Origin of the sequence: Pseudomonas sp. F3-2 (genome assembly GCF_038804275.1) — a bacterium.
In the GTDB taxonomy this organism is placed as follows: Bacteria; Pseudomonadota; Gammaproteobacteria; order Pseudomonadales; family Pseudomonadaceae; genus Aquipseudomonas.
Genome location: NZ_CP152388.1, coordinates 1,028,906 through 1,049,936, shown reverse-complemented (window position 1 = coordinate 1,049,936; position 21,031 = coordinate 1,028,906). Strand labels below are relative to the sequence as shown.

General features: G+C 61.1%; 17 protein-coding genes. 4 read left to right on the top strand and 13 right to left on the bottom strand.

The genetic code is table 11. From position 1 onward, the window contains the following. Nucleotides 1-58: 58 nt before the first annotated feature. The 3 genes from AAGQ88_RS04820 to AAGQ88_RS04810 all read left to right on the top strand — a co-directional run bounded on the left by AAGQ88_RS04820 (nucleotide 59) and on the right by AAGQ88_RS04810 (nucleotide 3,719). Nucleotides 59-967 carry a putative 2-dehydropantoate 2-reductase gene (locus AAGQ88_RS04820; protein WP_342655739.1) on the top strand — a complete coding sequence of 303 codons (909 nt, stop codon included), beginning with the start codon at nucleotides 59-61 and terminating at the stop codon, nucleotides 965-967. A 110-nt stretch (nucleotides 968-1,077) separates the two neighbouring features. Next, entirely contained in the window at nucleotides 1,078-3,117 is a 2,040-nt protein-coding gene (locus tag AAGQ88_RS04815) for an ATP-binding protein (RefSeq protein ID WP_342654564.1), read from the top strand. A 23-nt stretch (nucleotides 3,118-3,140) separates the two neighbouring features. Beyond that, nucleotides 3,141-3,719: a cob(I)yrinic acid a,c-diamide adenosyltransferase gene (locus tag AAGQ88_RS04810; protein ID WP_342654563.1), complete on the top strand. Its 579-nt coding sequence runs from the start codon at nucleotides 3,141-3,143 to the stop codon at nucleotides 3,717-3,719. 49 nt (nucleotides 3,720-3,768) lie between these two features. Here AAGQ88_RS04810 and AAGQ88_RS04805 read toward each other — a convergent pair whose 3' ends face one another. The 4 genes from AAGQ88_RS04805 to secA form a co-directional block, all read right to left on the bottom strand. Further along, nucleotides 3,769-4,713, bottom strand: coding sequence for a Nudix family hydrolase (locus AAGQ88_RS04805; protein WP_342654562.1), 945 nt, complete (start codon nucleotides 4,711-4,713; stop codon nucleotides 3,769-3,771). Between the two features lies 1 nt (nucleotide 4,714). Then, nucleotides 4,715-5,341, bottom strand: coding sequence for a glutathione S-transferase family protein (locus tag AAGQ88_RS04800; RefSeq protein ID WP_285423105.1), 627 nt, complete (start codon nucleotides 5,339-5,341; stop codon nucleotides 4,715-4,717). A 165-nt stretch (nucleotides 5,342-5,506) separates the two neighbouring features. After that, nucleotides 5,507-6,724 carry a bifunctional glutamate N-acetyltransferase/amino-acid acetyltransferase ArgJ gene (gene argJ / locus AAGQ88_RS04795; protein WP_342654561.1) on the bottom strand — a complete coding sequence of 406 codons (1,218 nt, stop codon included), beginning with the start codon at nucleotides 6,722-6,724 and terminating at the stop codon, nucleotides 5,507-5,509. A gap of 126 nt (nucleotides 6,725-6,850) precedes the next feature. Next, nucleotides 6,851-9,601, bottom strand: coding sequence for a preprotein translocase subunit SecA (gene secA / locus AAGQ88_RS04790; RefSeq protein WP_342654560.1), 2,751 nt, complete (start codon nucleotides 9,599-9,601; stop codon nucleotides 6,851-6,853). Nucleotides 9,602-9,920: 319 nt separating this feature from the next. Between secA and AAGQ88_RS04785 the strand changes: the two genes are divergently transcribed. Next, nucleotides 9,921-10,388, top strand: coding sequence for a DciA family protein (locus AAGQ88_RS04785; RefSeq protein ID WP_342654559.1), 468 nt, complete (start codon nucleotides 9,921-9,923; stop codon nucleotides 10,386-10,388). Between the two features lie 186 nt (nucleotides 10,389-10,574). Here AAGQ88_RS04785 and lpxC read toward each other — a convergent pair whose 3' ends face one another. From lpxC to murD, 9 genes are all read right to left on the bottom strand, one after another. After that, a complete protein-coding gene (gene lpxC / locus AAGQ88_RS04780) occupies nucleotides 10,575-11,486 on the bottom strand; it encodes a UDP-3-O-acyl-N-acetylglucosamine deacetylase (RefSeq protein ID WP_093461792.1) in 912 nt (303 codons plus the stop codon). 112 nt (nucleotides 11,487-11,598) lie between these two features. Further along, nucleotides 11,599-12,789 (bottom strand): cell division protein FtsZ, encoded by a 1,191-nt coding sequence (gene ftsZ, locus AAGQ88_RS04775; protein WP_062384185.1) that lies wholly within the window; start codon nucleotides 12,787-12,789, stop codon nucleotides 11,599-11,601. A gap of 63 nt (nucleotides 12,790-12,852) precedes the next feature. Continuing rightward, complete coding sequence (ftsA, locus tag AAGQ88_RS04770; RefSeq protein ID WP_093461795.1) at nucleotides 12,853-14,112, bottom strand: cell division protein FtsA; 1,260 nt, start codon at nucleotides 14,110-14,112, stop codon at nucleotides 12,853-12,855. A 15-nt stretch (nucleotides 14,113-14,127) separates the two neighbouring features. Beyond that, nucleotides 14,128-14,997, bottom strand: a complete 870-nt coding sequence (locus tag AAGQ88_RS04765; RefSeq protein ID WP_093461798.1) for a cell division protein FtsQ/DivIB — start codon at nucleotides 14,995-14,997, stop codon at nucleotides 14,128-14,130. A 3-nt stretch (nucleotides 14,998-15,000) separates the two neighbouring features. Beyond that, a complete protein-coding gene (locus tag AAGQ88_RS04760) occupies nucleotides 15,001-15,960 on the bottom strand; it encodes a D-alanine--D-alanine ligase (RefSeq protein ID WP_342654558.1) in 960 nt (319 codons plus the stop codon). After that, on the bottom strand, nucleotides 15,957-17,417 hold the full coding sequence (gene murC, locus AAGQ88_RS04755) for a UDP-N-acetylmuramate--L-alanine ligase (protein WP_285423100.1): 1,461 nt from the start codon (nucleotides 17,415-17,417) through the stop codon (nucleotides 15,957-15,959). The genes AAGQ88_RS04760 and murC overlap by 4 nt, the downstream gene beginning before the upstream one ends. Beyond that, entirely contained in the window at nucleotides 17,410-18,483 is a 1,074-nt protein-coding gene (gene murG, locus AAGQ88_RS04750) for an undecaprenyldiphospho-muramoylpentapeptide beta-N-acetylglucosaminyltransferase (protein ID WP_285423099.1), read from the bottom strand. The genes murC and murG overlap by 8 nt, the downstream gene beginning before the upstream one ends. Beyond that, nucleotides 18,470-19,684, bottom strand: a complete 1,215-nt coding sequence (gene ftsW, locus AAGQ88_RS04745) for a putative lipid II flippase FtsW (protein ID WP_285423267.1) — start codon at nucleotides 19,682-19,684, stop codon at nucleotides 18,470-18,472. The genes murG and ftsW overlap by 14 nt, the downstream gene beginning before the upstream one ends. After that, nucleotides 19,684-21,030 (bottom strand): UDP-N-acetylmuramoyl-L-alanine--D-glutamate ligase, encoded by a 1,347-nt coding sequence (gene murD / locus AAGQ88_RS04740; protein ID WP_342654557.1) that lies wholly within the window; start codon nucleotides 21,028-21,030, stop codon nucleotides 19,684-19,686. Before murD ends, ftsW begins: the two co-directional genes overlap by 1 nt. Nucleotide 21,031 lies beyond the last annotated feature (1 nt).

Below are 21,031 nucleotides of genomic sequence, written 5' to 3'. Positions count from 1 at the left end.
TTTTGTTTTCACTGCCCACCGCACTCACTGACCTGCGGCGCGCCCGCTCTTGAAACCGCTGTGCTGGCACATACTCGGCGCGGGCAGCCTGGGCAGTCTGTGGGCCACGCGACTGGCTCGCGCCGGCCTGCCAGTGCGGCTGATCTTGCGTAACGAAGCGCGACTGGCGGCCTATCACGCGCACGGCGGGCTCGTTTTGAATGAAGGAGGCCAGCGTCAGACCTTTGCCATCCCTGCCCAATCGGCCGCGTCTGCGGAGCCTGTCGAGCGACTGCTGGTCGCCTGCAAGGCGTACGACGCGGAACGTGCCGTGGCCTCTATCGCTTCGCGTCTGGTCGACGGCGCCGAGGTTCTGCTGCTGCAGAATGGTCTGGGCAGCCAGGATGCCGTCGCAGCGATGATCCCCAAGGCTCGCTGCATTTTCGTCTCCAGCACCGAAGGCGCGTTCTGCAACCCGCCATGGAACGTCGTGTTTGCCGGACAAGGCTTCAACTGGCTCGGCGATACCACGCAGACACCGCCGCCATGGCTGGACGAGCTCTCGGCAGCGGGAATTCCTCACCAATGGACCGCTGACATTCTCGACCGCCTCTGGCGCAAGCTGGCGCTCAACTGCGCGATCAACCCGCTGACGGTGCTGCACGCGTGCACCAATGGCGCGTTGCTGCGACAGGGCGAAGAAGTCCGTGCGCTGTGCGACGAACTGGTTCAAGTGCTGAACGCATGCGGCAGACCCGGCGCCGCCACGGGTCTGCACGACGAGGTGAATCGGGTGATTCAGGCCACTGCAGCCAATTACTCGTCGATGTATCAGGACGTGGCGCACGGACGGCGCACCGAAATCAGCTACTTGCTCGGTTACCTCTGCGCCAAAGCGGTTGAACACGGCTGTCCCGCGCCAGAGCTGAACCGGGTGCGCGAGAGGCTGACCGCCCACCTGGTCGCCAAGGGCCTGCCCAGCGACTGACCACGGAGAAGGTCGCGCTTTGCCGGGTGCCGATCATTTCGCCGGTTCGGGTTTGCGCAAGCCGCGAACAGCGCTAACCTGCCTGCTCCTCATTTCGGTGACTCTGCCCCATGCCATTGCGCCAGCGCCTTGAAAATCTGCCGGTCGGTCAAAAGCTTCTGGCCGCCCTGTTGGTCTTGCTGACTACGGTCCTGCTGGTCGCCAACCTGACCTTCATCAGCGCCGCTTACTACATTTCTCAGGAAGCGATGGCGCCGCAGGCCCTGCAGACGATCGGCCGGCTGATCAGCAATCCCGGCCTGTCCGAACAGGCGCTGTCTTCGCCCTACAACGCGCAAGCGCTGCTCAAGGAGCTGAAAAACTACAGCCCTTTGAGGGCAGCGGCAGTCTATGACAGCAACGGCAATCGACTGGCCCAAATGCAACAGGGCGACAAGCTGCGCCTGCCCGATCACTATCGCAATCTGGAAAGCTGGCGCATCACCGAGTTTCGCAATACTCAAGTGATTCCAGTGCCCAAGCCCGGTCAGGCGCCCGGCCACCTGCTGCTGGTGGCCAGCAGCGAACTGCCGACGGCGTTCTACACCGGCACACTGACGGCCAGCCTTGGCATTCTGATTTTCAGCGTGCTGCTCTGGGCCGGGGTCGCCCGGCAGATTCGCCGCTTCATCACCGAGCCGATCTATCAGCTGGAAGACTTGTCCCGGCGAGTCACCCGCGAGGAGAACTACGCGCTGCGTGCCGGCCCCGGCAATCATGACGAGATCGGCTCGCTGGCCGAGGCATTCAACACCATGCTGTCGCGCATGGAGGCCCGTGAGCAGCAGCTCAAGCGCGCGCGTGACGAGTCGCAGGAAGCTTACGATCAGGCGCAAGGACTGGCCGAAGAAACCCGCCACACCAACCGCAAACTGGAGCTGGAAGTTCAGGTACGCAGCAAGATCGAGAAGAAGCTGACCGGCTTTCAGAACTACCTCAACAGCATCATCGACTCGATGCCTTCGGCGTTGATCGCGCTGGACGAACAGCTTTACGTCACGCAGTGGAATCAGGAAGCGGGCGCGCTGTCGGGCACGCCCCTTGACGAAGCCTTGAACCAGCCGATCTACCTGGCCTTTGCGCCGATGAAGGCCTTCCTGCCACAGATCAAACAGACGGTCGAACGCCACACCGTCACCAAGATCGAGCGGGTGACCTGGGTCAAGGGCGACGTCTCGCACCATTACGCCCTCACCTTCTACCCGCTGACCGGGGGCGCAGGTCGCGGGGCGGTGATCCGGATCGACGACATCACCCAGCGCCTGTCGCTGGAAGAAATGATGGTGCAATCGGAGAAAATGCTGTCGGTGGGCGGCCTGGCAGCCGGCATGGCGCACGAGATCAACAACCCGCTTGGCGCGATCATGCACAACGTGCAGAACATTCGCCGTCGCCTGTCGCCGGAATTGCCGAAGAACCTGGAGCAGGCCGAACAGGAAGGCGTCGAGCTGAGCGCAGTGAACCAGTACCTCAGCGCCCGCGAAGTGCCGCAATTGCTCGACGGCATTCAGCAGGCAGGTGCGCGGGCGGCGAAGATCGTCAGTCACATGCTCAGTTTCAGTCGTCGCAGCAATCGGCAAATGGCACCTTGCGATCTCCCGGCGCTGATCGATCAGGCTGTGGAAATCGCCAGCAACGACTTCGACCTGACCATCGGCTTCGATTTCAAGGGCCAGAACATTATCCGTCAGTTCGATCCCAACCTGGGACCGGTGCCCGGCACCGCCAATGAACTGGAGCAGGTGTTGCTCAATCTGCTGAAAAACGCGGCGCAGGCCATTCACCAGCGCGAGAACGACGCCGAGCCAGGACGCATCATTCTGCGCACTCGCCTGAATCCGCCATGGGCCGAAATTCAGGTCGAGGACAACGGCATCGGCATGTCGGAAAGCGTACGCAAGCGCACGTTCGAGCCCTTCTTCACCACCAAGGAAATCGGCCAGGGCACCGGGCTCGGGCTTTCGGTTTCCTATTTCATCATCACCAACAACCACAAGGGCCAGATGGAAGTGCATTCCACGCTGGGCCAAGGCACCTGCTTCACCTTGCGCCTGCCGCTGGCGGGCAGCGAAATGAATGTGCCCGAGCAGATCATTGCCGGTAATGAATAGGTCCGCAGGACCAGGAGAAAACGATGGGATTTCGCTTGTCGAAAATCTACACGCGCACGGGTGACAAGGGTGAAACCGGGCTGGGCGATGGCCGCCGCGTGCCCAAGGATCACCCTCGCATCGAGGCGATTGGCGAGGTCGACACGCTGAACAGCCAGTTAGGGTTGCTGTTGGCCGGCCTTGAAGGGCTGGCGGGAGCAATGCCGGCGATGCAGGAAATCATCGAAGTGCTTGGCCCATGCCAGCACCGGCTGTTCGATCTGGGCGGTGAGCTGGCGATGCCCGAATATCAGGCGCTGAATGCCGCCGAAGTCGAGCGTCTGGAAGCGGCGATCGATCGCTGGAATGAGGAACTCGGCCCGCTGAAGAACTTCATTCTCCCGGGCGGTTCGTCGCTGATCGCTCAGGCGCATGTCTGTCGAAGCCTGGCACGCAGCGCCGAACGCCGTTGCCAGCACTTGAACAGCCTGGAGCCCCTGACCGGCGTCGGGCTGGCTTATATCAATCGGCTGTCGGATTTGCTGTTTGTCGCCGCGAGGATCATCGCCCGACGCGAAGGTGTGGCAGAAATCCTGTGGGAGCCAGCGAAGAAGCCTGAGTGACCACAAGCCTGCAAGCGCGCGACGTGTCCCGCGCCTGCAGGAATCGCGTTCAGACGGTTGGCCAGAACGCCCGGATTCCGGCTACACCTTGTGCGCCGTTTTCCCACGCAAGCTCGCGCTCGGCAGGCCCCACTCCGCCAAGCAGGTAAACCGGTTTGCTGAAGCCATCGATCAACTCGCGGGCCAGCTCCCAACCCAGCGGCTGCGCGTCCGGGTGAGTCTGCGTCGGCTGGACTGGCGAGAGGGTGACGAAGTCCACGCCCATCTGCTCTGCAAGGCTCAGTTCTTCAGCGCTGTGGCAAGACGCCGCCAACCAGCGATCTTCGGGAAACGGCCTGCCCTTGCTGGCGTACTTTCGCAATTGCTCGCTGGTCAGGTGCCAGCCAGCGGCGGGAAAATCGCCCAGCCATTCCAGTGGGCCCTTGAGCATCAACTGCGCCTTGCCCGCACACAGGCCGACCGCATCGACCGCCACATCGCGGTATTTCGGGTCATAGCCATTCGGCGCACGCAGTTGGATCAGTTTGATCCCGTCGGCAATCGCTTTCTGCATGCCCTGCAACAGTTGCGGGGTGTCGAGGGCATCCGGGGTGATCAGGTATTCGGCAGGCAAACGGGCGGCCGCGACGATGGGCCGATTGGCAGCCGGAAAGTCGTAACCGGCCAGCTCGCGATTCGACACCCAGGCCAGCGGCTGACCTTCCGCCCCGTGAGGTTCGCCAGTGAAGGAAGAGACCTCCCAGACATCCAGCAGCACTTGCTTGTCGGGGTAATCGTGCTTGATCTTGATCAGCGGGCGCGCCGCCTTGACGACGATGCACAGCTCCTCGTTCAGCTCTCGGGCCAGCGCTGTTTCGACGGATTCCTGAGGTTCGACCTTGCCACCGGGAAACTCCCACAAGCCGCCCTGGTGCTGCTTGTCGGCACGTCGGGCGATGAGAATCCTGCCGTCGATGCCACGAATGACGGCGGCGGCCACATGGATGCGTTTCACGTTAACCTTCCTCCAGACCGGCCTGCTGCCAACGCTTGAATGCAGGCCATTGGTAAATCGTCTCGACATACGCACTCGCCGCATCCGGCAAGTCGACGTGGTACGTGCGCAGCCGCACGGCTACCGGCGCGAAAAACGCGTCGACAATGCCTGGCTTGCCGAACAGAAACGGGCCACCGTCTCTGGACGCCGCGCGGCACTCGGACCACAGCTCGACCATGCGATCGATGTCGGCCTGTGCCTCCACCGGAATGACTTCCAGCGCCTCATCGCGGCGCAGGTCCATCGGCAGGTTGGAGCGCAGAGCGACGAAGCCGCTGTGCATCTGAGCGCACGCCGAACGCGCCTGAGCACGCGCCGCCACATCCACCGGCCACAGCGCAGCGTCGGGAAAACGTTCGGCAAGGTATTCGCAGATCGCCAGCGAATCGACGATGGTGCCGTGCTCGCATTTCAGCGCAGGCACCTTGCCGGTGGGTGAATGCTCGCGAATCAGGCGGGAAGTGTCCGCCTGATTCAGACGGATGACCTGATCAGTGAAGGGCTGGCCGATCATTTCAAGCACCAGCCAAGGTCGCAATGACCAAGAGGAGTAGCGTTTGTCGCCGATGATCAGGTGCAGGCTCATGTTTCAGCTCCATTGATATCTGTATGAAATGAACCCTGTCGAGGGCGAATTCATTGGCAATGCGGCAGTCCGGCGATGAAGCCTGACGCTGATACCGCCCTGTCGCAGGCATTCGCCCTTACAGATTCAGCACCGGAGTGTGCATGCCCGCCACACAAGGTCCGATCAGGTGCGGTATTCCGCGTTGATCTTCACGTACTCATGGGACAGGTCAGTGGTCCAGATGGTCTCGCTGCAATCGCCACGCCCCAGCTCGATGCGAATGGTGATTTCTTCTTCAGCCATGACCGCCGAACCTTGCGCTTCGGTGTAAGTAGAGGCCCGCGCGCCCTTGCTGGCGATGCACACGCCGCTGAGGAACACGTCGATCTTGCTCACGTCCAGGTCCGGCACACCCGCACGCCCCACGGCTGCCAGAATGCGGCCCCAGTTGGGATCGGAGGCGAACAATGCGGTCTTGATCAGCGGCGAATGAGCGACGGTGTAGCCGACGTCCAGGCACTCCTGATGGTTGGCGCCACCGTTGACTTCGACGGTCACGAACTTGGTCGCGCCCTCGCCGTCACGCACGATGGCCTGAGCCACTTCCATGCAGACTTCGAAGACAGCCTTTTTCAGCGCGTCGAACAGCGGACCGCGGGCTTCGGTGACCTCCGGCAGGTCGGCCTGACCGGTGGCGATCAGCATGCAGCAGTCGTTGGTCGAGGTGTCGCCATCGATGGTGATGCGGTTGAACGATTTGTTCGCACCGTCGCGGATAAGGTCCTGCAATACGCTCTGGGAAACCTTGGCGTCGGTGGCGATGTAGCCGAGCATTGTGGCCATGTTCGGGCGAATCATGCCCGCGCCCTTGCTGATGCCGGTGACGGTGACGGTCACGCCATCGATCTGGAACTGACGGCTCGCGCCTTTGGGCAGCGTGTCAGTGGTCATGATGCCTGTGGCCGCGGCAGCCCAGTTATCCACGGACAGATCATCCAGCGCCGCTTGCAGTGCGCCTTCGATTTTTTCCACAGGCAACGGCTCACCGATGACGCCTGTGGAAAACGGCAGCACGGCGCTGGCGTCGACGCCGGTCAGGTCAGCCAGACGCGCGGTGGTGCGCTCAGCGGCTTGCAGCCCAGGCTCGCCGGTGCCCGCGTTGGCGTTGCCGGTGTTGGTCAGCAGATAACGCACGGTGCCGCCCACGCGCTGCTTGGAGAGGATCACCGGCGCTGCGCAAAAGGCATTCAGGGTGAACACGCCCGCGACGCTGGAGCCTTCGGCGCAGCGCATGACCACGACATCCTTGCGCCCCGGGCGCTTGATGCCGGCAGAGGCGATGCCAAGTTCGAAACCGGGAACCGGGTGCAGCGTCGGCAGAGGACCAAGACCAACAGCCATGAAATGCGCTCCTTGAAATAGCCGGCCGCCCGCTATCGCCGGTACGGCTCGATCAATTGAAAAACGCCGCGACGGCAAAGCCGGTCGCGGCGCGGTATTACGGTGCAGCCACTGTCGAGCCGTTACTTAATTGATCTGGCCGTGACAGTGTTTGAATTTCTTGCCCGAACCACACCAGCACAGTTCGTTACGGCCCAGCTTCTGGTCGTTGCGCACTGGCGACATGGCCGTGGCGGCGGCAACGGCGACGTCTTCACCGTCCTCCGCCAACGCCTCAGGCTGATCCAGCCCCGGTGCTTCGGCGTGCTGGAACTGCATGCGCTGAGCCAGTTCTTCGGCTTCGCGGCGCAGACGGGCTTCTTCCTCGGCCGGATCTTCGCGGCGAACCTGGACGTGAGACAGCACACGGATGGTGTCGCGCTTGATCGAATCCAGCAATTCCTGGAACAGCGTGAACGACTCGCGCTTGTATTCCTGCTTCGGGTTCTTCTGAGCGTAGCCGCGCAGGTGGATACCGTGACGCAGATGGTCCATGGTCGACAGGTGGTCTTTCCACAGATCGTCCAGAACGCGCAACAGAATCTGCTTCTCGAAGGTGCGCAACGCTTCGGCGCTCGCCTGATCTTCCTTCTCGTTGTAAGCCTGCATGATGGCTTCAAGGAGTTTCGGACGCAGGGTTTCTTCGTGCAGGTGATCGTCTTCGTCCAGCCACTGCTGAATCGGCAGCTTGACCCCGAAATCGCTGTTCAGCGCGGCTTCCAGACCGGCCACATCCCACTGCTCTGGCAGCGATTGTGGAGGGATGTGCGCACTGATGGTCGCGTCCAGGACTTCCTCGCGGAACTCGGCAATGGTGTCACCAACGTTGGTCGCAGCCAGCAGGCTGTTACGCATGTGGTAGATCACTTTACGCTGTTCGTTGGAAACGTCGTCGAACTCGAGCAATTGCTTACGGATGTCGAAGTTGCGTCCTTCGACCTTGCGCTGCGCCTTCTCGATTGCGTTGGTCACCATGCGGTGTTCGATCGCCTCGCCAGACTGCATGCCTAGCGCCTTCATGAAGTTCTTCACCCGGTCAGAGGCGAAAATGCGCATCAGGCTGTCTTCCAGCGACAGGTAGAAGCGGCTCGAACCGGTGTCACCCTGACGGCCCGCACGACCGCGCAGCTGGTTGTCGATACGACGCGATTCATGACGCTCGGAAGCGATGACGTGCAGGCCGCCCGCTTCGATCACTTGCTGATGACGCTTCTGCCAGTCGGCCTTGATCTGTGCGATCTGCTCTGGCGTCGGATCTTCCAGGCTGGCGACTTCCACTTCCCAGTTGCCGCCCAACAGGATGTCGGTACCACGACCGGCCATGTTGGTGGCGATGGTCAGCGCGCCAGGACGACCGGCCTGGGCGATGATCTCAGCTTCTTTTTCGTGGAACTTGGCGTTCAGAACCTTGTGATCGATGCCTTCCTTGCGCAGCAGATTGGACATGTGCTCGGAAGTTTCGATGGTCGCAGTGCCGACCAGAACAGGACGTCGCTCGGCCAGACAAGCCTTGATGTCCGTGATGATCGCCGCGTATTTCTCTTCGGCGGTCAGGTACACCAGATCGTTGAAATCCTTACGCGCCAACGGCTTGTTCGGCGGAATGACCATGACGGCCAGCGAGTAGATCTGGTGGAATTCGAACGCTTCGGTGTCTGCAGTACCGGTCATGCCGGACAGCTTGTTGTACAGACGGAAGTAGTTCTGGAACGTGGTCGATGCCAGTGTCTGGCTTTCGGCCTGAATGTTCAGGTGCTCTTTGGCCTCGATGGCCTGATGCAGGCCCTCGGACAGGCGACGACCCGGCATCGTACGGCCCGTGTGCTCGTCGACCAGCAGAATGCCGCCGTCCTGAACGATGTATTCGACGTTGCGATGGAACAGCTTGTGCGCACGCAGACCGGCGTAAACGTGGGTCAGCAGACCCAGGTTGTGCGCCGAGTACAGGCTCTCGCCTTCAGCCAGCAGACCCACTTCGGTCAGCATTTCTTCGATGAACTGGTGGCCGGATTCATTCAGCTCCACCTGACGGGACTTCTCGTCGATGGTGAAGTGACCTTGCTTGGTGACCTGACCTTCCACTTCCTCGATGTGCTGTTCGAGCTTCGGGATCAGCTTGTTGATTTCGGTGTACAGCTTGGAACTGTCTTCGGCCTGACCGGAAATGATCAGCGGCGTACGGGCTTCGTCGATGAGGATCGAGTCCACTTCGTCGATCACGGCAAAGTTCAGCTCGCGCTGGAATTTGTCTTCCAGGCTGAAGGCCATGTTGTCGCGCAGGTAATCGAAACCGAATTCGTTGTTGGTGCCGTAGGTGATGTCCGAATTGTAAGCAGCACGCTTTTCTTCAGGCGGCTGAAATGGCGTGACGACGCCTACGGTCAGGCCGAGGAATTCGTACAACGGACGCATCCAGTTGGCGTCACGACGGGCCAGGTAATCGTTCACGGTTACCACGTGCACGCCCTTGCCGGACAACGCATTGAGGTATACCGCCAGGGTCGCTACCAGGGTTTTACCTTCACCGGTACGCATCTCGGCGATCATGCCTTCGTGCAGCGTCATGCCGCCGATCAGCTGAACGTCGAAGTGACGCATCCCCATGACGCGTTTACCCGCCTCGCGGCAGACCGCGAAAGCTTCAGGCAGGAGCTTATCGAGGGTCTCACCTTTGGCTATGCGGGCCTTGAACTCTTCGGTCTTGGCGCGCAGTTGCTCGTCCGAAAGGGCCACCATTTGCTCTTCGAAGCTGTTGACGACCTGAACCGTCTTGAGCATGCGCTTCACTTCGCGCTCGTTTTTGCTTCCGAAAAGTTTTTTTAACAAAGGTGCAAACATATCGACAGGATCTTCCACACATAGGGATGGAGGGCGGCCCCGTGAGTCGCCCGTGCAGCCCTCATGGCCGCATGCGAACGAGCATTCTACCCGGAAATGGTGGTGAGGAAAGTGGCGTTATTCCACGATGCTGGCACAGCAATGTTACGGGGCAGAAGTACAATAGGGGCATTTCTTCGGACTTCAACCCATCGAGGGCAGAAGTTTGATTAATGTTTTTTCATCAGGCGCAACAGTGAGCTTCCCTCAGACCCAATGAGTACAGGGGTCACGTCCGGCGTTCTGGTAACATGATGCCGTGTACCGTCAGGCAACTTCCATGGCATTTCGTCCTTTACCGGCTCGCGCACCGGCCGTTCTGTTGCGCGAAGCCAGGCCACTCAAAGCCATTTTCAACCACGCCCAACGGCTGGCGCATTTGCAGCGCCTGCTTGAAAGTCAGTTGCAACCGGCCGCTCGCCCTCACTGTCATGTGGCTTCGTGGCGGGAAGGCACGCTGCTGCTGGTGGTCACTGACGGACATTGGGCCACGCGGCTGCGCTATCAGCAAAAACGTCTGCAGCGGCAATTGGTGGCGTTCAAGGAATTCTCGAACCTCACGCGCCTGCAGCTCAAGGTGCAGCCTGCGACAATTCATCGGGCTGCCGTTGGTCACTCAAGAGGCATTTCGTCAAACGCCGCCGAAACCATCAGCGCAACGGCCGAGGGAATCAGCGATCCCAAGCTGCGCGCAGCGCTGGAGCGATTGGCGGCGCATACGGTGCCGAAAGAGCCTGGAAAATCATAAGCGGCGAAAAGCCAGCGTTCGCACCGGCTCTTTCCCGGCTGAAGCCGGTGTTACCGATACAGAGCCGGTCCTGCCTCGCACACTGTAGGACCGGCTTCAGCCAGGAAGCCGCACTGCCTTTCGATCGCGCATAAAAAAGGCCACCCGAAGGTGGCCTTAAATAATCAAACTAGAAGAAGAGACTGTTTACACTGCCGCAACAGGGCGCATGTAAGAGATCGGTGCGGTACTGGCATCTTCGAAGGTCACGACTTCCCAAGCGTCTTCCTGTGCAATCAATGCACGCAGCAGACGGTTGTTCAGGCCATGTCCCGACTTGAAGCCGTGGTACTCGCCGATCAGGCTGTTGCCCAACAGATACAGGTCACCGATGGCATCCAGGATCTTGTGTTTGACGAATTCGTCCTCGTACCGCAGGCCGTCTTCGTTCAACACGCCGTCCTTGTCCACGACGATTGCGTTCTCGACGCTGCCGCCCAGTGCAAGGTTGTGTTTGCGCAGGTATTCGATGTCTTTCATGAAACCGAATGTCCGGGCGCGGCTCACTTCCTTCACGAATGAAGTGCTGGAGAAGTCGACGCTTGCAGTTTGCGTGCGGTTTTTCAGGAACGGGTGGTCGAAATCTATTTCGAAACTCACCTTGAAACCCTCGAACGGCATGAACTTCGCGTATTTTCCGTCTTCCTCAACGCAGACTTCTTTAAGGATGCGGATGAATTTCTTCGGTGCGTCCTGCTCTTCCAGGCCAGCCGACTGAATCAGGAATACGAAGGGACCTGCGCTGCCATCCATGATCGGAACTTCGGAGGCAGAAAGTTCAACGTAGGCGTTATCAATGCCAAGGCCGGCCATGGCCGATAGCAAGTGCTCTACCGTATCGACCTTCACGTCGCCGTTGAACAGCGTTGTGGAGAGCGTGGTGTCACCGACGTTCAACGCGTGCGCGTTGATCTGGACAACCGGCTCGAGGTCGGTACGGAAAAACACAATGCCAGCGTTCACAGGTGCAGGTTTGAGGGTCAGGTAAACCTTTTCCCCCGAGTGCAGGCCGATACCTGTGGCACGGATAATATTCTTCAGGGTGCGTTGTTTAATCATGGCATTGGCCGCTTCAGCGCATATCGCGAATTAGTATCAACAAAGGCTGGCGATGATAGCAGACCTCGCCTTTGCTGAACACCAATCACCCTTATACCCCTGATAGAACTCATCAATCAGCCTGACGACGCAGGAAGGCTGGAATATCCAGGTAATCCAGATCGTCTTGCGGGTTCATTTTCGCCGCGGCTGTCGCGCCTGCGTGAGCCTGATTGCGCATCACGGTTGGACGGTCCAGGTCACGGTAGTTCACCGATGGCTGCTCCTGACGGACTGCCTGCTGCTGCACAGGTGCGGCTTGAGCGGTCTGCATGGTGTTGTCGATGACCTTCACAGGCTTCTCGATTTTCGCGCCCAGACCGGTTGCAACCACAGTCACGTGCAGCTCGTCGCGCATGTCCGGATCGATAACGGTACCGACCTTGACCATGGCGTGTTCGGAGGCGAACGCTTCGATGATGCTACCCACGTCGGAGTACTCACCCAGAGACAGGTCAGGACCGGCGGTGATGTTGACCAGAATGCCGCGCGCGCCCTGCAGGTTGACGTCTTCGAGCAGCGGGTTGCGGATGGCTGCTTCGGTCGCTTCACGTGCACGGTTAGGACCGCTTGCAGCGCCGGTGCCCATCATCGCCATGCCCATTTCGGACATCACGGTGCGCACGTCGGCGAAGTCGACGTTTATCATGCCGGGACGCTTGATGATGTCGGAGATACCGCGAACGGCACCGGCCAGTACATCGTCAGCCTTGGCGAATGCCGACAGCAGGCTTGCGTCCTTGCCCAGGATGGTCAGCAGCTTCTCGTTGGGAATGGTGATCAACGAGTCGACGCTTTCGGACAGCGCGCGGATGCCTTCATCGGCGATCTGCATGCGCTTGCGGCCTTCGAACGGGAACGGACGGGTGACCACTGCAACGGTCAGAATGCCCATTTCCTTGGCCACTTCAGCGATGATCGGTGCAGCACCGGTACCGGTACCGCCGCCCATGCCGGTGGTGATGAAGACCATGTTGGTGCCCTGCAGAACTTCTGCAATACGCTCACGATCTTCCAGTGCGGCCTGACGACCGACCTCAGGGTTCGCACCTGCGCCCAGGCCTTTGGTCACGCCGGTACCCAACTGCAGGATGGTCCGCGCGCCGATGTTTTTCAGCGCCTGAGCATCCGTGTTGGCGCAGATGAACTCGACGCCTTCGATGTTGCTCTTGACCATGTGATTGACTGCGTTGCCGCCGCCACCACCAACGCCGATAACTTTAATTACCGGGCTTTGTGGGATGTTGTCTACGAGCTCGAACATGTTCCCTCTCCTTCAGTTCTCTAGTTTTATGTCGCCTGTTGCCTGCCTACCACTTTTTGAATCTTAGAAATTCCCCTGAACCCAGCGTTTGAGACGCTCGAACACTGGCGCTTTCGGTTCATCGCTATAACTGCTACCGGAGCCGGAAAGGCCGGACAGCGAGATGCCGTCAGACTGCTTTTGCAGTCCGTACAGCAACAGGCCGACGCCGGTGGAGTAAATCGGGTTGCGAACCACGTCCGCGAGCCCCTTGATGCTGTGCGGCACGCCCAGGCGTACCGGCATGTGGAAGATTTCTTCGGCCAGTTCGACCGCGCCTTCCATTTTCGAGGTACCACCGGTCAGCACGATGCCGGCCGGGATCAGGTCTTCGTAGCCACTGCGACGCAGCTCGGCCTGGATCAGGGTGAATAGTTCGTCGTAACGCGGCTCGACCACTTCGGCCAGCGCCTGACGGGACAGCTCACGAGGTGGACGGTCGCCCACGCTCGGCACCTTGATGGTCTCGCCGGCACCGGCCAGCTTGGCCAGGGCGCAGGCGTAACGGATCTTGATTTCTTCGGCGTACTGGGTTGGCGTGCGCAGCGCCATGGCGATGTCGTTGGTGACCTGATCGCCCGCAATCGGGATCACGGCGGTGTGACGGATCGCACCTTCGGTGAAGATCGCGATGTCAGTGGTGCCACCACCGATGTCGACCAGACAGACGCCCAGCTCTTTCTCGTCATCGGTCAGGACCGAATACGCCGAGGCCAGTTGCTCCAGGATGATGTCGTCGACTTCCAGGCCGCAGCGGCGCACGCACTTCTCGATGTTCTGAGCGGCGTTGACGGCGCAGGTGACCACGTGAACCTTGGCTTCCAGACGTACGCCGGACATGCCCAGAGGTTCGCGAACGCCTTCCTGGTTATCGATCACGTAATCCTGCGGCAGGGTGTGCAGCACACGCTGATCAGCCGGAATCGCCACGGCCTGGGCAGCGTCAAGAACGCGCTCCAGGTCGGCGGAGCTGACTTCGCGGTCACGAATCGCCACGATGCCGTGGGAGTTCAGGCTGCGAATGTGGTTACCGGCGACGCCGACGAACGCCGAGTGAATGCGGCAACCAGCCATCAGCTGCGCTTCTTCCACTGCGCGTTGAATCGATTGCACGGTCGACTCGATGTTCACCACCACGCCCTTCTTGAGGCCGCGCGACGGGTGGGTGCCGATACCGACGATTTCCAGCGTGCCATCAGCCGCGACTTCGCCTACCAGCGCCACCACCTTGGAGGTGCCGATATCCAATCCGACGATCATTTTGCCGCTTTGCACGTTTGCCATGGGTCCTGCCTCTTATCAATTCTTCGCGACGGCGGGTTTGTCCGTCGTTGGCGCTGGCGCCTGCTCGCGCCAACCGACGGCAAGGCCGTTGTTGTAACGCAGGTCGACTCGCGCAATGTTCGTGATCTGTTCTTTAAGCGTTTTTTCGTAGATGGCGATAAAGCGGCGCATCTTCTCAACCAGGTGGTCACGTCCCAGCAGCAGCTCCAGGCCTGGGCCTGCATTGCCTGCGCCGGTGGTCAGGAACCAGCTGCCTCGCTCGCGCAGTTCCAGACGAGCGATGGAGAAGCCCAGCGGGCGCAACATCTGACTCAAGACCTGGTACTGCTGCATCACCTGCTGTTGAGCCCGTTGTGGGCCGAACAACTGCGGAAGGTGTTCGTAGTTCGCCAGCTCGCGCGGCGTAAAAGCCTGGCCCTGGTTGTTCAGCAGGGCCTCGTCGCCCCAGCGCGCAACCGGCAGTTGTTCTTCCAGACGGATGACCACCTGGTCCGGCCAGACGCGGCGGACTTCGGCGTGGGCGATCCATGGCATCTGCTCAAGCTCGGTACGCATGCCGGCCAGATCGATGTTGAAGAAACTGGTCGCCACATAAGGCGCAATGCGCTGCTGCACGGCCTGCTGGCTGATGTAGCTCAGGTCGCCCTGAACGTTGATCCGCGAGATCGGCCGGTCGGCGTAGGGCAACAGACGTTGGGCCGCTTCGTAGGTTCCGAAGCCAAACACCACCAGCAGCACCGGCCACATCAGGCTGCGCAGGAAACCGAAGCTCGGTCTGGGCATGCGCGCGGACAGAGGCTCTTTGGCCACCATCCGGCTCGCGCCACGCGGCACCGGCTTGCGACCGGGAGCTGATTGCTGATGACGAAGCGTCGCGCCGTGCATGATTTACCCTCGCACCTGGACACTGTCGGCCAGAATCGCCAACACCAACTGTTTGAAATCGAGACCGGCAGCTTTCGCGGCCATCGGCACCAGACTGTGATCGGTCATGCCGGGCACGGTGTTGACCTCCAGAAGCCAGAACTTGCCCTCGGCGTCCTGCATGACATCGGTGCGTGCCCAGCCGGCAATGCCGACCGCTTCGCACGCACGCGCCGTCAAGGCTTTGAGCTCCTGTTCTTTGCCTGCATCGAGGCCGCATGGAATCCGGTACTGAGTATCGGAAGCCAGGTACTTGGCGTCGTAATCGTAGAAACTGTGGGGAGTGCCCAGACCGATGGGCGGCAATACCTGCCCGCGCAGCGTGGCGACGGTGAACTCCGGACCTTGAATCCATTGTTCGACCAACACGTGTGAATCGTAGGCAGTGGCGGCGTTCCATGCGGCGATCAATTCGTCGACGCGGTTCACCTTGGCCATACCGATACTGGAACCTTCATGGGCGGGTTTGACGATCAAAGGAAAGCCCAGTTCCGTCGCGGCGGAAATACAATCCGCTTCACTGCTCAATACCGCATGCCGAGGCGTCGGCAGACCGAGGCTCTGCCACACCTGCTTGGTGCGCAGTTTGTCCATCGCCAGCGCCGAAGCCAGCACGCCGCTGCCGGTGTACGGGATGCCCAGGCATTCGAGCAGGCCCTGCATCGTGCCGTCTTCACCGCCACGGCCGTGCAACACGATGAACGCCCGGTCGATCTTTTCGCTGACCAGCCGTTGCAGGAAATCGTCGCCCACATCGATACCGAACGCATCGACGCCCGCGCTCGTCAGTGCCTGGAGCACTGCGTTGCCGGATTTGAGCGAAACCTCCCGCTCCGCGCTCTTGCCACCGAAGAGCACGGCTACACGACCGAAGCTTTTCGGCTCCAGAGTCGAGAACAGGGAGGATTGCAGGGCGGCTGTCATTTCAGCTTACCTTCGGTTGAGGCCACGATCGCACCGGTGAACAGCGGGCTTTTCAGCAATTGCGGAGCAAGGCCGCCGATGTCGCCGGCGCCCTGGCACAGCAGGATGTCGCCTGCGCGCAGCAGCGGCTTGACCAAGGGAGCCAGCTCGACGCCACGCTCGATGTAGATCGGGTCCAGCTGACCGCGCTGACGAATGCTGTGCGCCAGTTGACGGCTGTCGGCACCGGGAATCGGCTCTTCGCCTGCGGGATAGACTTCCATCAGCAGCAGCACATTGGCGTCGTTGAGCACCTGCACGAAATCGTCGTACAGGTCGCGGGTACGGCTGTAACGGTGCGGCTGGTACACCATGACCAGCCGGCGATCCGGCCAGCCACCGCGCACGGCATTGATGACCGCCGCCACTTCACGCGGGTGGTGACCGTAGTCATCGACCAGCATCACGTTGCCGCCTTCGACCGGCAGCTCACCGTAGACCTGGAACCGACGCCCCACGCCCTGGAAGCCGGACAGGCCCTGAACGATGGCCTCATCGGTGATGCCTTCGTCGGTGGCGATGGCGATGGTCGCCAGCGAGTTGAGCACGTTGTGGTTGCCCGGCATGTTCACCGACACTTCCAGTGGCTCGCGGTCGCGACGCAACACGGTGAAGTGAGTGCGCATGCCTTCCTGACGGACGTTGATGGCGCGCACGTCGGCTTCTTCGTTGAAGCCATATGTCATGACCGGACGTTTGACCGCCGGCAGGATATCGCGCACGACCGGGTCGTCGGTGCACACCACGGCCAGTCCGTAGAACGGCAGGTTGTGCAGGAATTCGACGAAGGTTTTCTTCAGTTTGTTGAAGTCACCTTCGTAAGTCGCCATGTGATCTGCGTCGATGTTGGTGACCACAGCGACCAGCGGTTGCAGGTGCAGGAAGCTGGCATCGCTTTCGTCGGCTTCGGCAATCAGATAACGGCTGGTGCCGAGCTGTGCGTTGGTCCCGGCAGCGTTCAACCGGCCACCGATCACGAACGTTGGATCAAGACCGCCCGCGGCGAACACCGAAGCGATGAGGCTGGTGGTGGTGGTCTTGCCGTGGGTACCGGCGACGGCGATGCCATGGCGATAGCGCATCAGCTCGGCGAGCATTTCGGCCCGTGGCACCACGGGGATGCGACGCTCGAGCGCGGTCGCCACTTCCGGGTTGGACGTGTTGACGGCACTGGAAACCACCAGCACGTCGGCGGTCGATGCATTTTCTGCGCGATGGCCGATGAAGATGTGCGCACCGAACGATTCGAGACGCTCGGTGACCGGCGACGCCTTGAGGTCGGAACCTGAAACGTCATAGCCCAGGTTCAACAACACTTCGGCAATCCCGCACATGCCCACGCCGCCGATGCCGACGAAGTGAATGCGACGAATCCGGCGCATTTCCGGCTGCGGCATCGCACGTTGATTCTCAACCATGGGCCACCTCCAGGCAGACATCGACGACGGTGTTGGTGGCGTCCGGCTTGGCCAGTTGGCGTGCCGTGGTGGCCATGCGCTTCAATTGTTCGGGTTGCATCAAAACCTCTTTCAGGCGAGCGGCCATCTCCGCCGCGCCAGTTGTCGCTTGCGGCATCACGAAGGCAGCGCCTTCACGAGCCAGATATTCGGCATTGCGCGACTGGTGATCGTCGATCGCGTGGGGCAGCGGCACCAGCAACGACGGCAACCCGGCGGCAGCCAGTTCACTGATGGTCAACGCACCTGCGCGGCACACCACCAGATCCGCCCAGCCATAGGCCTGGGCCATGTCCTTGATGAAGGGGGCGACCTGCGCCTCCACGCCCACCGCGCGATAACGCTCGGAAGTGACTTCATCGTGATTCCTGCCGGCCTGATGAAACACTTCAGGCCTTATTTCAACGGGCACCTGCGATAACGCTTCGGGCAGCAACTTGTTCAGCGGTTCGGCGCCCAGGCTTCCGCCCAGTACCAGCAAGCGCGGCTTGCGCCCCATCAATGCCTGACGCGGCGTTTCAAAGAACAGTTCGGCACGCACCGGATTGCCGGTGGTGCGGCGCTTGGCCGATGCGGCGAACGTCTGTGGAAATGCCTCGCACACCCGCGCCGCAAAGGACGCCAGGCTGCGGTTGGCGGTCCCGGCCACGGCGTTCTGCTCGTGAATGATCAACGGCACACCGGAAAGCCTGGCAGCCAGCCCGCCCGGGCCGGTCACGTAACCACCGAAGCCGACCACACAAACAGGCTTGAGCTCGCGTACGATCTTGCGCGCCTGCCCCAGCGCCTTGAGCAACATGAAAGGTGCTTTGAGCAGGGACAGACGCCCCTTGCCACGCAGACCCGTGACGTTGATCAGATGCAGCTGCAAGCCGGCCGCAGGCACCAGTTCGTTTTCGATGCCGCGTGGCGTGCCCAGCCAGTGCACGGTGTAACCACGTGCCTGGAATTCACGCGCGCAGGCCAGGGCCGGGAACACGTGTCCGCCTGTGCCGCCCGCCATGATCAAGACATTACCGACGGCCATGAGTGGGCTCCTCGGCAAAATCGCTTTCCTTGAATTCGGCTTCTTCACTGCCCATGTTGTTGCGCGATTCCCATTCGATGCGCAGCAGCAGCCCGAGGCTTGCGCAGCAGATGATCAGCGAGCTGCCGCCGTAGCTGAGGAATGGCAGGGTCAGGCCCTTGGTCGGCAGCAGGCCGACGTTCACACCGATGTTGATCAGAAACTGACCAATCCACAGGAACGCCAGACCGTACGCGGTGTACGCGGCGAAGAACTGCTTGGCGCGCTCTGCCCACATGCCGATGTACATGGCGCGAATACTGACGAACACGAACAGCGCAACCGTCGCCAGCGAACCCACGACACCCAGTTCTTCGGCCAGTACCGAGAACACGAAGTCAGTATGCGCTTCAGGCAGATAGAACTGCTTCTGTACGCTGTTGCCCAGACCGACGCCGAACCACTCGCCACGCCCGAATGCAATCAGTGCCTGGGTCAACTGGTAGCCCGAGCCGAACTGATCGGACCACGGATCGGTGAAGGTGATCAGACGGGCCATACGATAAGGCTGTGCCTGAACCAGAACGAATACCGCGCCCACCGCCAACGCCACCATCAGGGCGAAGCGGAACAGACCGACGCCGCCCAGGAACAGCATCGCAGCGGCCGACCCCATCATCACGACGGTGGCCCCGAAGTCAGGCTCCATCAGCAACAGACCGGCCATCGGCAGCAGGACGATGAACGGCTTGAAGAACCCCATCCAGCTCTCGCGAACTTCCTGCTGGCGGCGAATCAGGTAGCCGGCAAGGAAAATCACCACGAAAACCTTGGCAATTTCCGAGGGCTGTACGTTGAACATGCCGAAGCCGATCCAGCGCATCGAACCGTTCACCTCGCGGCCGATGCCAGGCACGATCACCATGACCAACAGGCCAAAGGCGCCGATCAGCATCAGCCAGCCCAGGCGCTGCCAGGTCGCGACCGGCACCATCATTGTGGCGACGCACGCGCCAAGACCCAACACCAGATAGATCAGATGGCGAGTCATCATGTACAGCGCGTTGCCCGATTGCACGGCCGCCACTTCCGACGACGCGGAGGTGATCATCACAAGGCCAAGCCCCAGCAGCGCCAGGCAGCCGGCGAGCATCGGGAAGTCCACATCGACGCCACGACCGCTGATGATCGGCGACGGGTAAGGCTTGATCACGCCAAAGATCATGACAAGGCCCTCGCGGCCTGAGCGAACAGGCGTCCGCGCTCTTCAAAATTCTTGAACATATCCAGGCTTGCACAGGCCGGGGACAGCAATACCGCGTCACCCTCCTGCGCCAGTTCGGCAGCACGTTGCACGGCTTCTTCCAATGTGGTGACGCGTACCAGAGGCACCGAATCGCCGAAGGTCGCGGCGAGCAGTTCAGCGTCGCGCCCCAGCAGTACGACAGCCCGACAATGAGTGGCGACCGGGGCTTTCAGCGCAGAGAAATCAGCGCCCTTGCCGTCGCCGCCGGCGATCAGCACCAGCTTGCCGCTGATGTCCGCGCCCAGGCCCTCGATGCCTGCCAGTGCGGCACCGACATTAGTGGCCTTGGAGTCGTCGTAGTAACCGACGCCGTTACGGTCACGCACCCACTGGCAGCGATGCACGAGGCCGGCGAACGTGCGCAGGCTCGACAGCATTGCGTCGAATGGCAGGCCCGCAGCGTGTCCCAACGCCAGCGCTGCGAGCGCATTGGCCTGATTGTGACTGCCGCGGATTTTCAGCTCACGGACCGGCATCAGATTGTCGAACTGGAAGGCGAGGTATTTTTCGCCGTTCTCTTCTCGCAGACCGAAGCCGTTGATGTCAGGTTTGTTCAGACCAAAGGTCCAGCAAGGCACGCCTTCGCCGATCAATGGTCGGGACAGCGCGTCCTGACGATTGACCACCACTTGCCGCGCCCCACGGAAAATCCGGTGCTTGGCCAGGTGGTAGGCCGGCAGGCCGCTGTAGCGGTCCATGTGGTCTTCGCTGACATTCAGGACGGTCGCCACTTCAGCGCCCAGATGGTCGGTGGTTTCCAGCTGGAAACTCGACAACTCCATCACGTACAGCTCGACGTCATCGCTGAGCAGATCCAGCGCAGGCACGCCCAGATTGCCGCCGACAGCGACACGCTTGCCCGCCGCCGCCGCCATTTCGCCCACCAGAGTGGTCACGGTGCTCTTGGCGTTGGAACCGCTGATCGCGACGATCGGCGCCTTCGCGTTACGCGCGAACAGCTCGATGTCGCCGGACAATTTCACACCGCGCATCGCAGCCTGCTGCAGCGCAGGGGTCGCCAGCGCCAGGCCGGGGCTGACGTAGAGCTCGTCGGCGCGGCAGAGGAATTCGACGTCCAGCTCACCACAACGCACTTCCACTTGCGGGTAGTCACGGCGCAAGGTCGCAAGCTCTGGCGGATTCTCCCGCGTATCGGCCACAGCAAACGCCACGCCCCGGCTCGCCAGAAAGCGAACCAGGGACATGCCGCTCTTGCCGAGGCCGACAACGATGCGGAAGTGGTCAGAAGCGATCAGTGACACT

Excerpts from the sequence above, each read along its gene's own strand:
- AAGQ88_RS04760 (WP_342654558.1), bottom strand. The coding sequence starts at position 15,960 with ATGACAGCCGCCCTGCAATCCTCCCTGTTCTCGACTCTGGAGCCGAAA.
- murC (WP_285423100.1), bottom strand. The coding sequence starts at position 17,417 with ATGGTTGAGAATCAACGTGCGATGCCGCAGCCGGAAATGCGCCGGATT.
- AAGQ88_RS04800 (WP_285423105.1), bottom strand. The coding sequence starts at position 5,341 with ATGAGCCTGCACCTGATCATCGGCGACAAACGCTACTCCTCTTGGTCA.
- secA (WP_342654560.1), bottom strand. The coding sequence starts at position 9,601 with ATGTTTGCACCTTTGTTAAAAAAACTTTTCGGAAGCAAAAACGAGCGC.
- AAGQ88_RS04765 (WP_093461798.1), bottom strand. The coding sequence starts at position 14,997 with ATGCACGGCGCGACGCTTCGTCATCAGCAATCAGCTCCCGGTCGCAAG.
- ftsA (WP_093461795.1), bottom strand. The coding sequence starts at position 14,112 with ATGGCAAACGTGCAAAGCGGCAAAATGATCGTCGGATTGGATATCGGC.
- AAGQ88_RS04810 (WP_342654563.1), top strand. The coding sequence starts at position 3,141 with ATGGGATTTCGCTTGTCGAAAATCTACACGCGCACGGGTGACAAGGGT.
- lpxC (WP_093461792.1), bottom strand. The coding sequence starts at position 11,486 with ATGATTAAACAACGCACCCTGAAGAATATTATCCGTGCCACAGGTATC.
- AAGQ88_RS04785 (WP_342654559.1), top strand. The coding sequence starts at position 9,921 with ATGGCATTTCGTCCTTTACCGGCTCGCGCACCGGCCGTTCTGTTGCGC.
- ftsZ (WP_062384185.1), bottom strand. The coding sequence starts at position 12,789 with ATGTTCGAGCTCGTAGACAACATCCCACAAAGCCCGGTAATTAAAGTT.
- murG (WP_285423099.1), bottom strand. The coding sequence starts at position 18,483 with ATGGCCGTCGGTAATGTCTTGATCATGGCGGGCGGCACAGGCGGACAC.
- AAGQ88_RS04815 (WP_342654564.1), top strand. The coding sequence starts at position 1,078 with ATGCCATTGCGCCAGCGCCTTGAAAATCTGCCGGTCGGTCAAAAGCTT.
- argJ (WP_342654561.1), bottom strand. The coding sequence starts at position 6,724 with ATGGCTGTTGGTCTTGGTCCTCTGCCGACGCTGCACCCGGTTCCCGGT.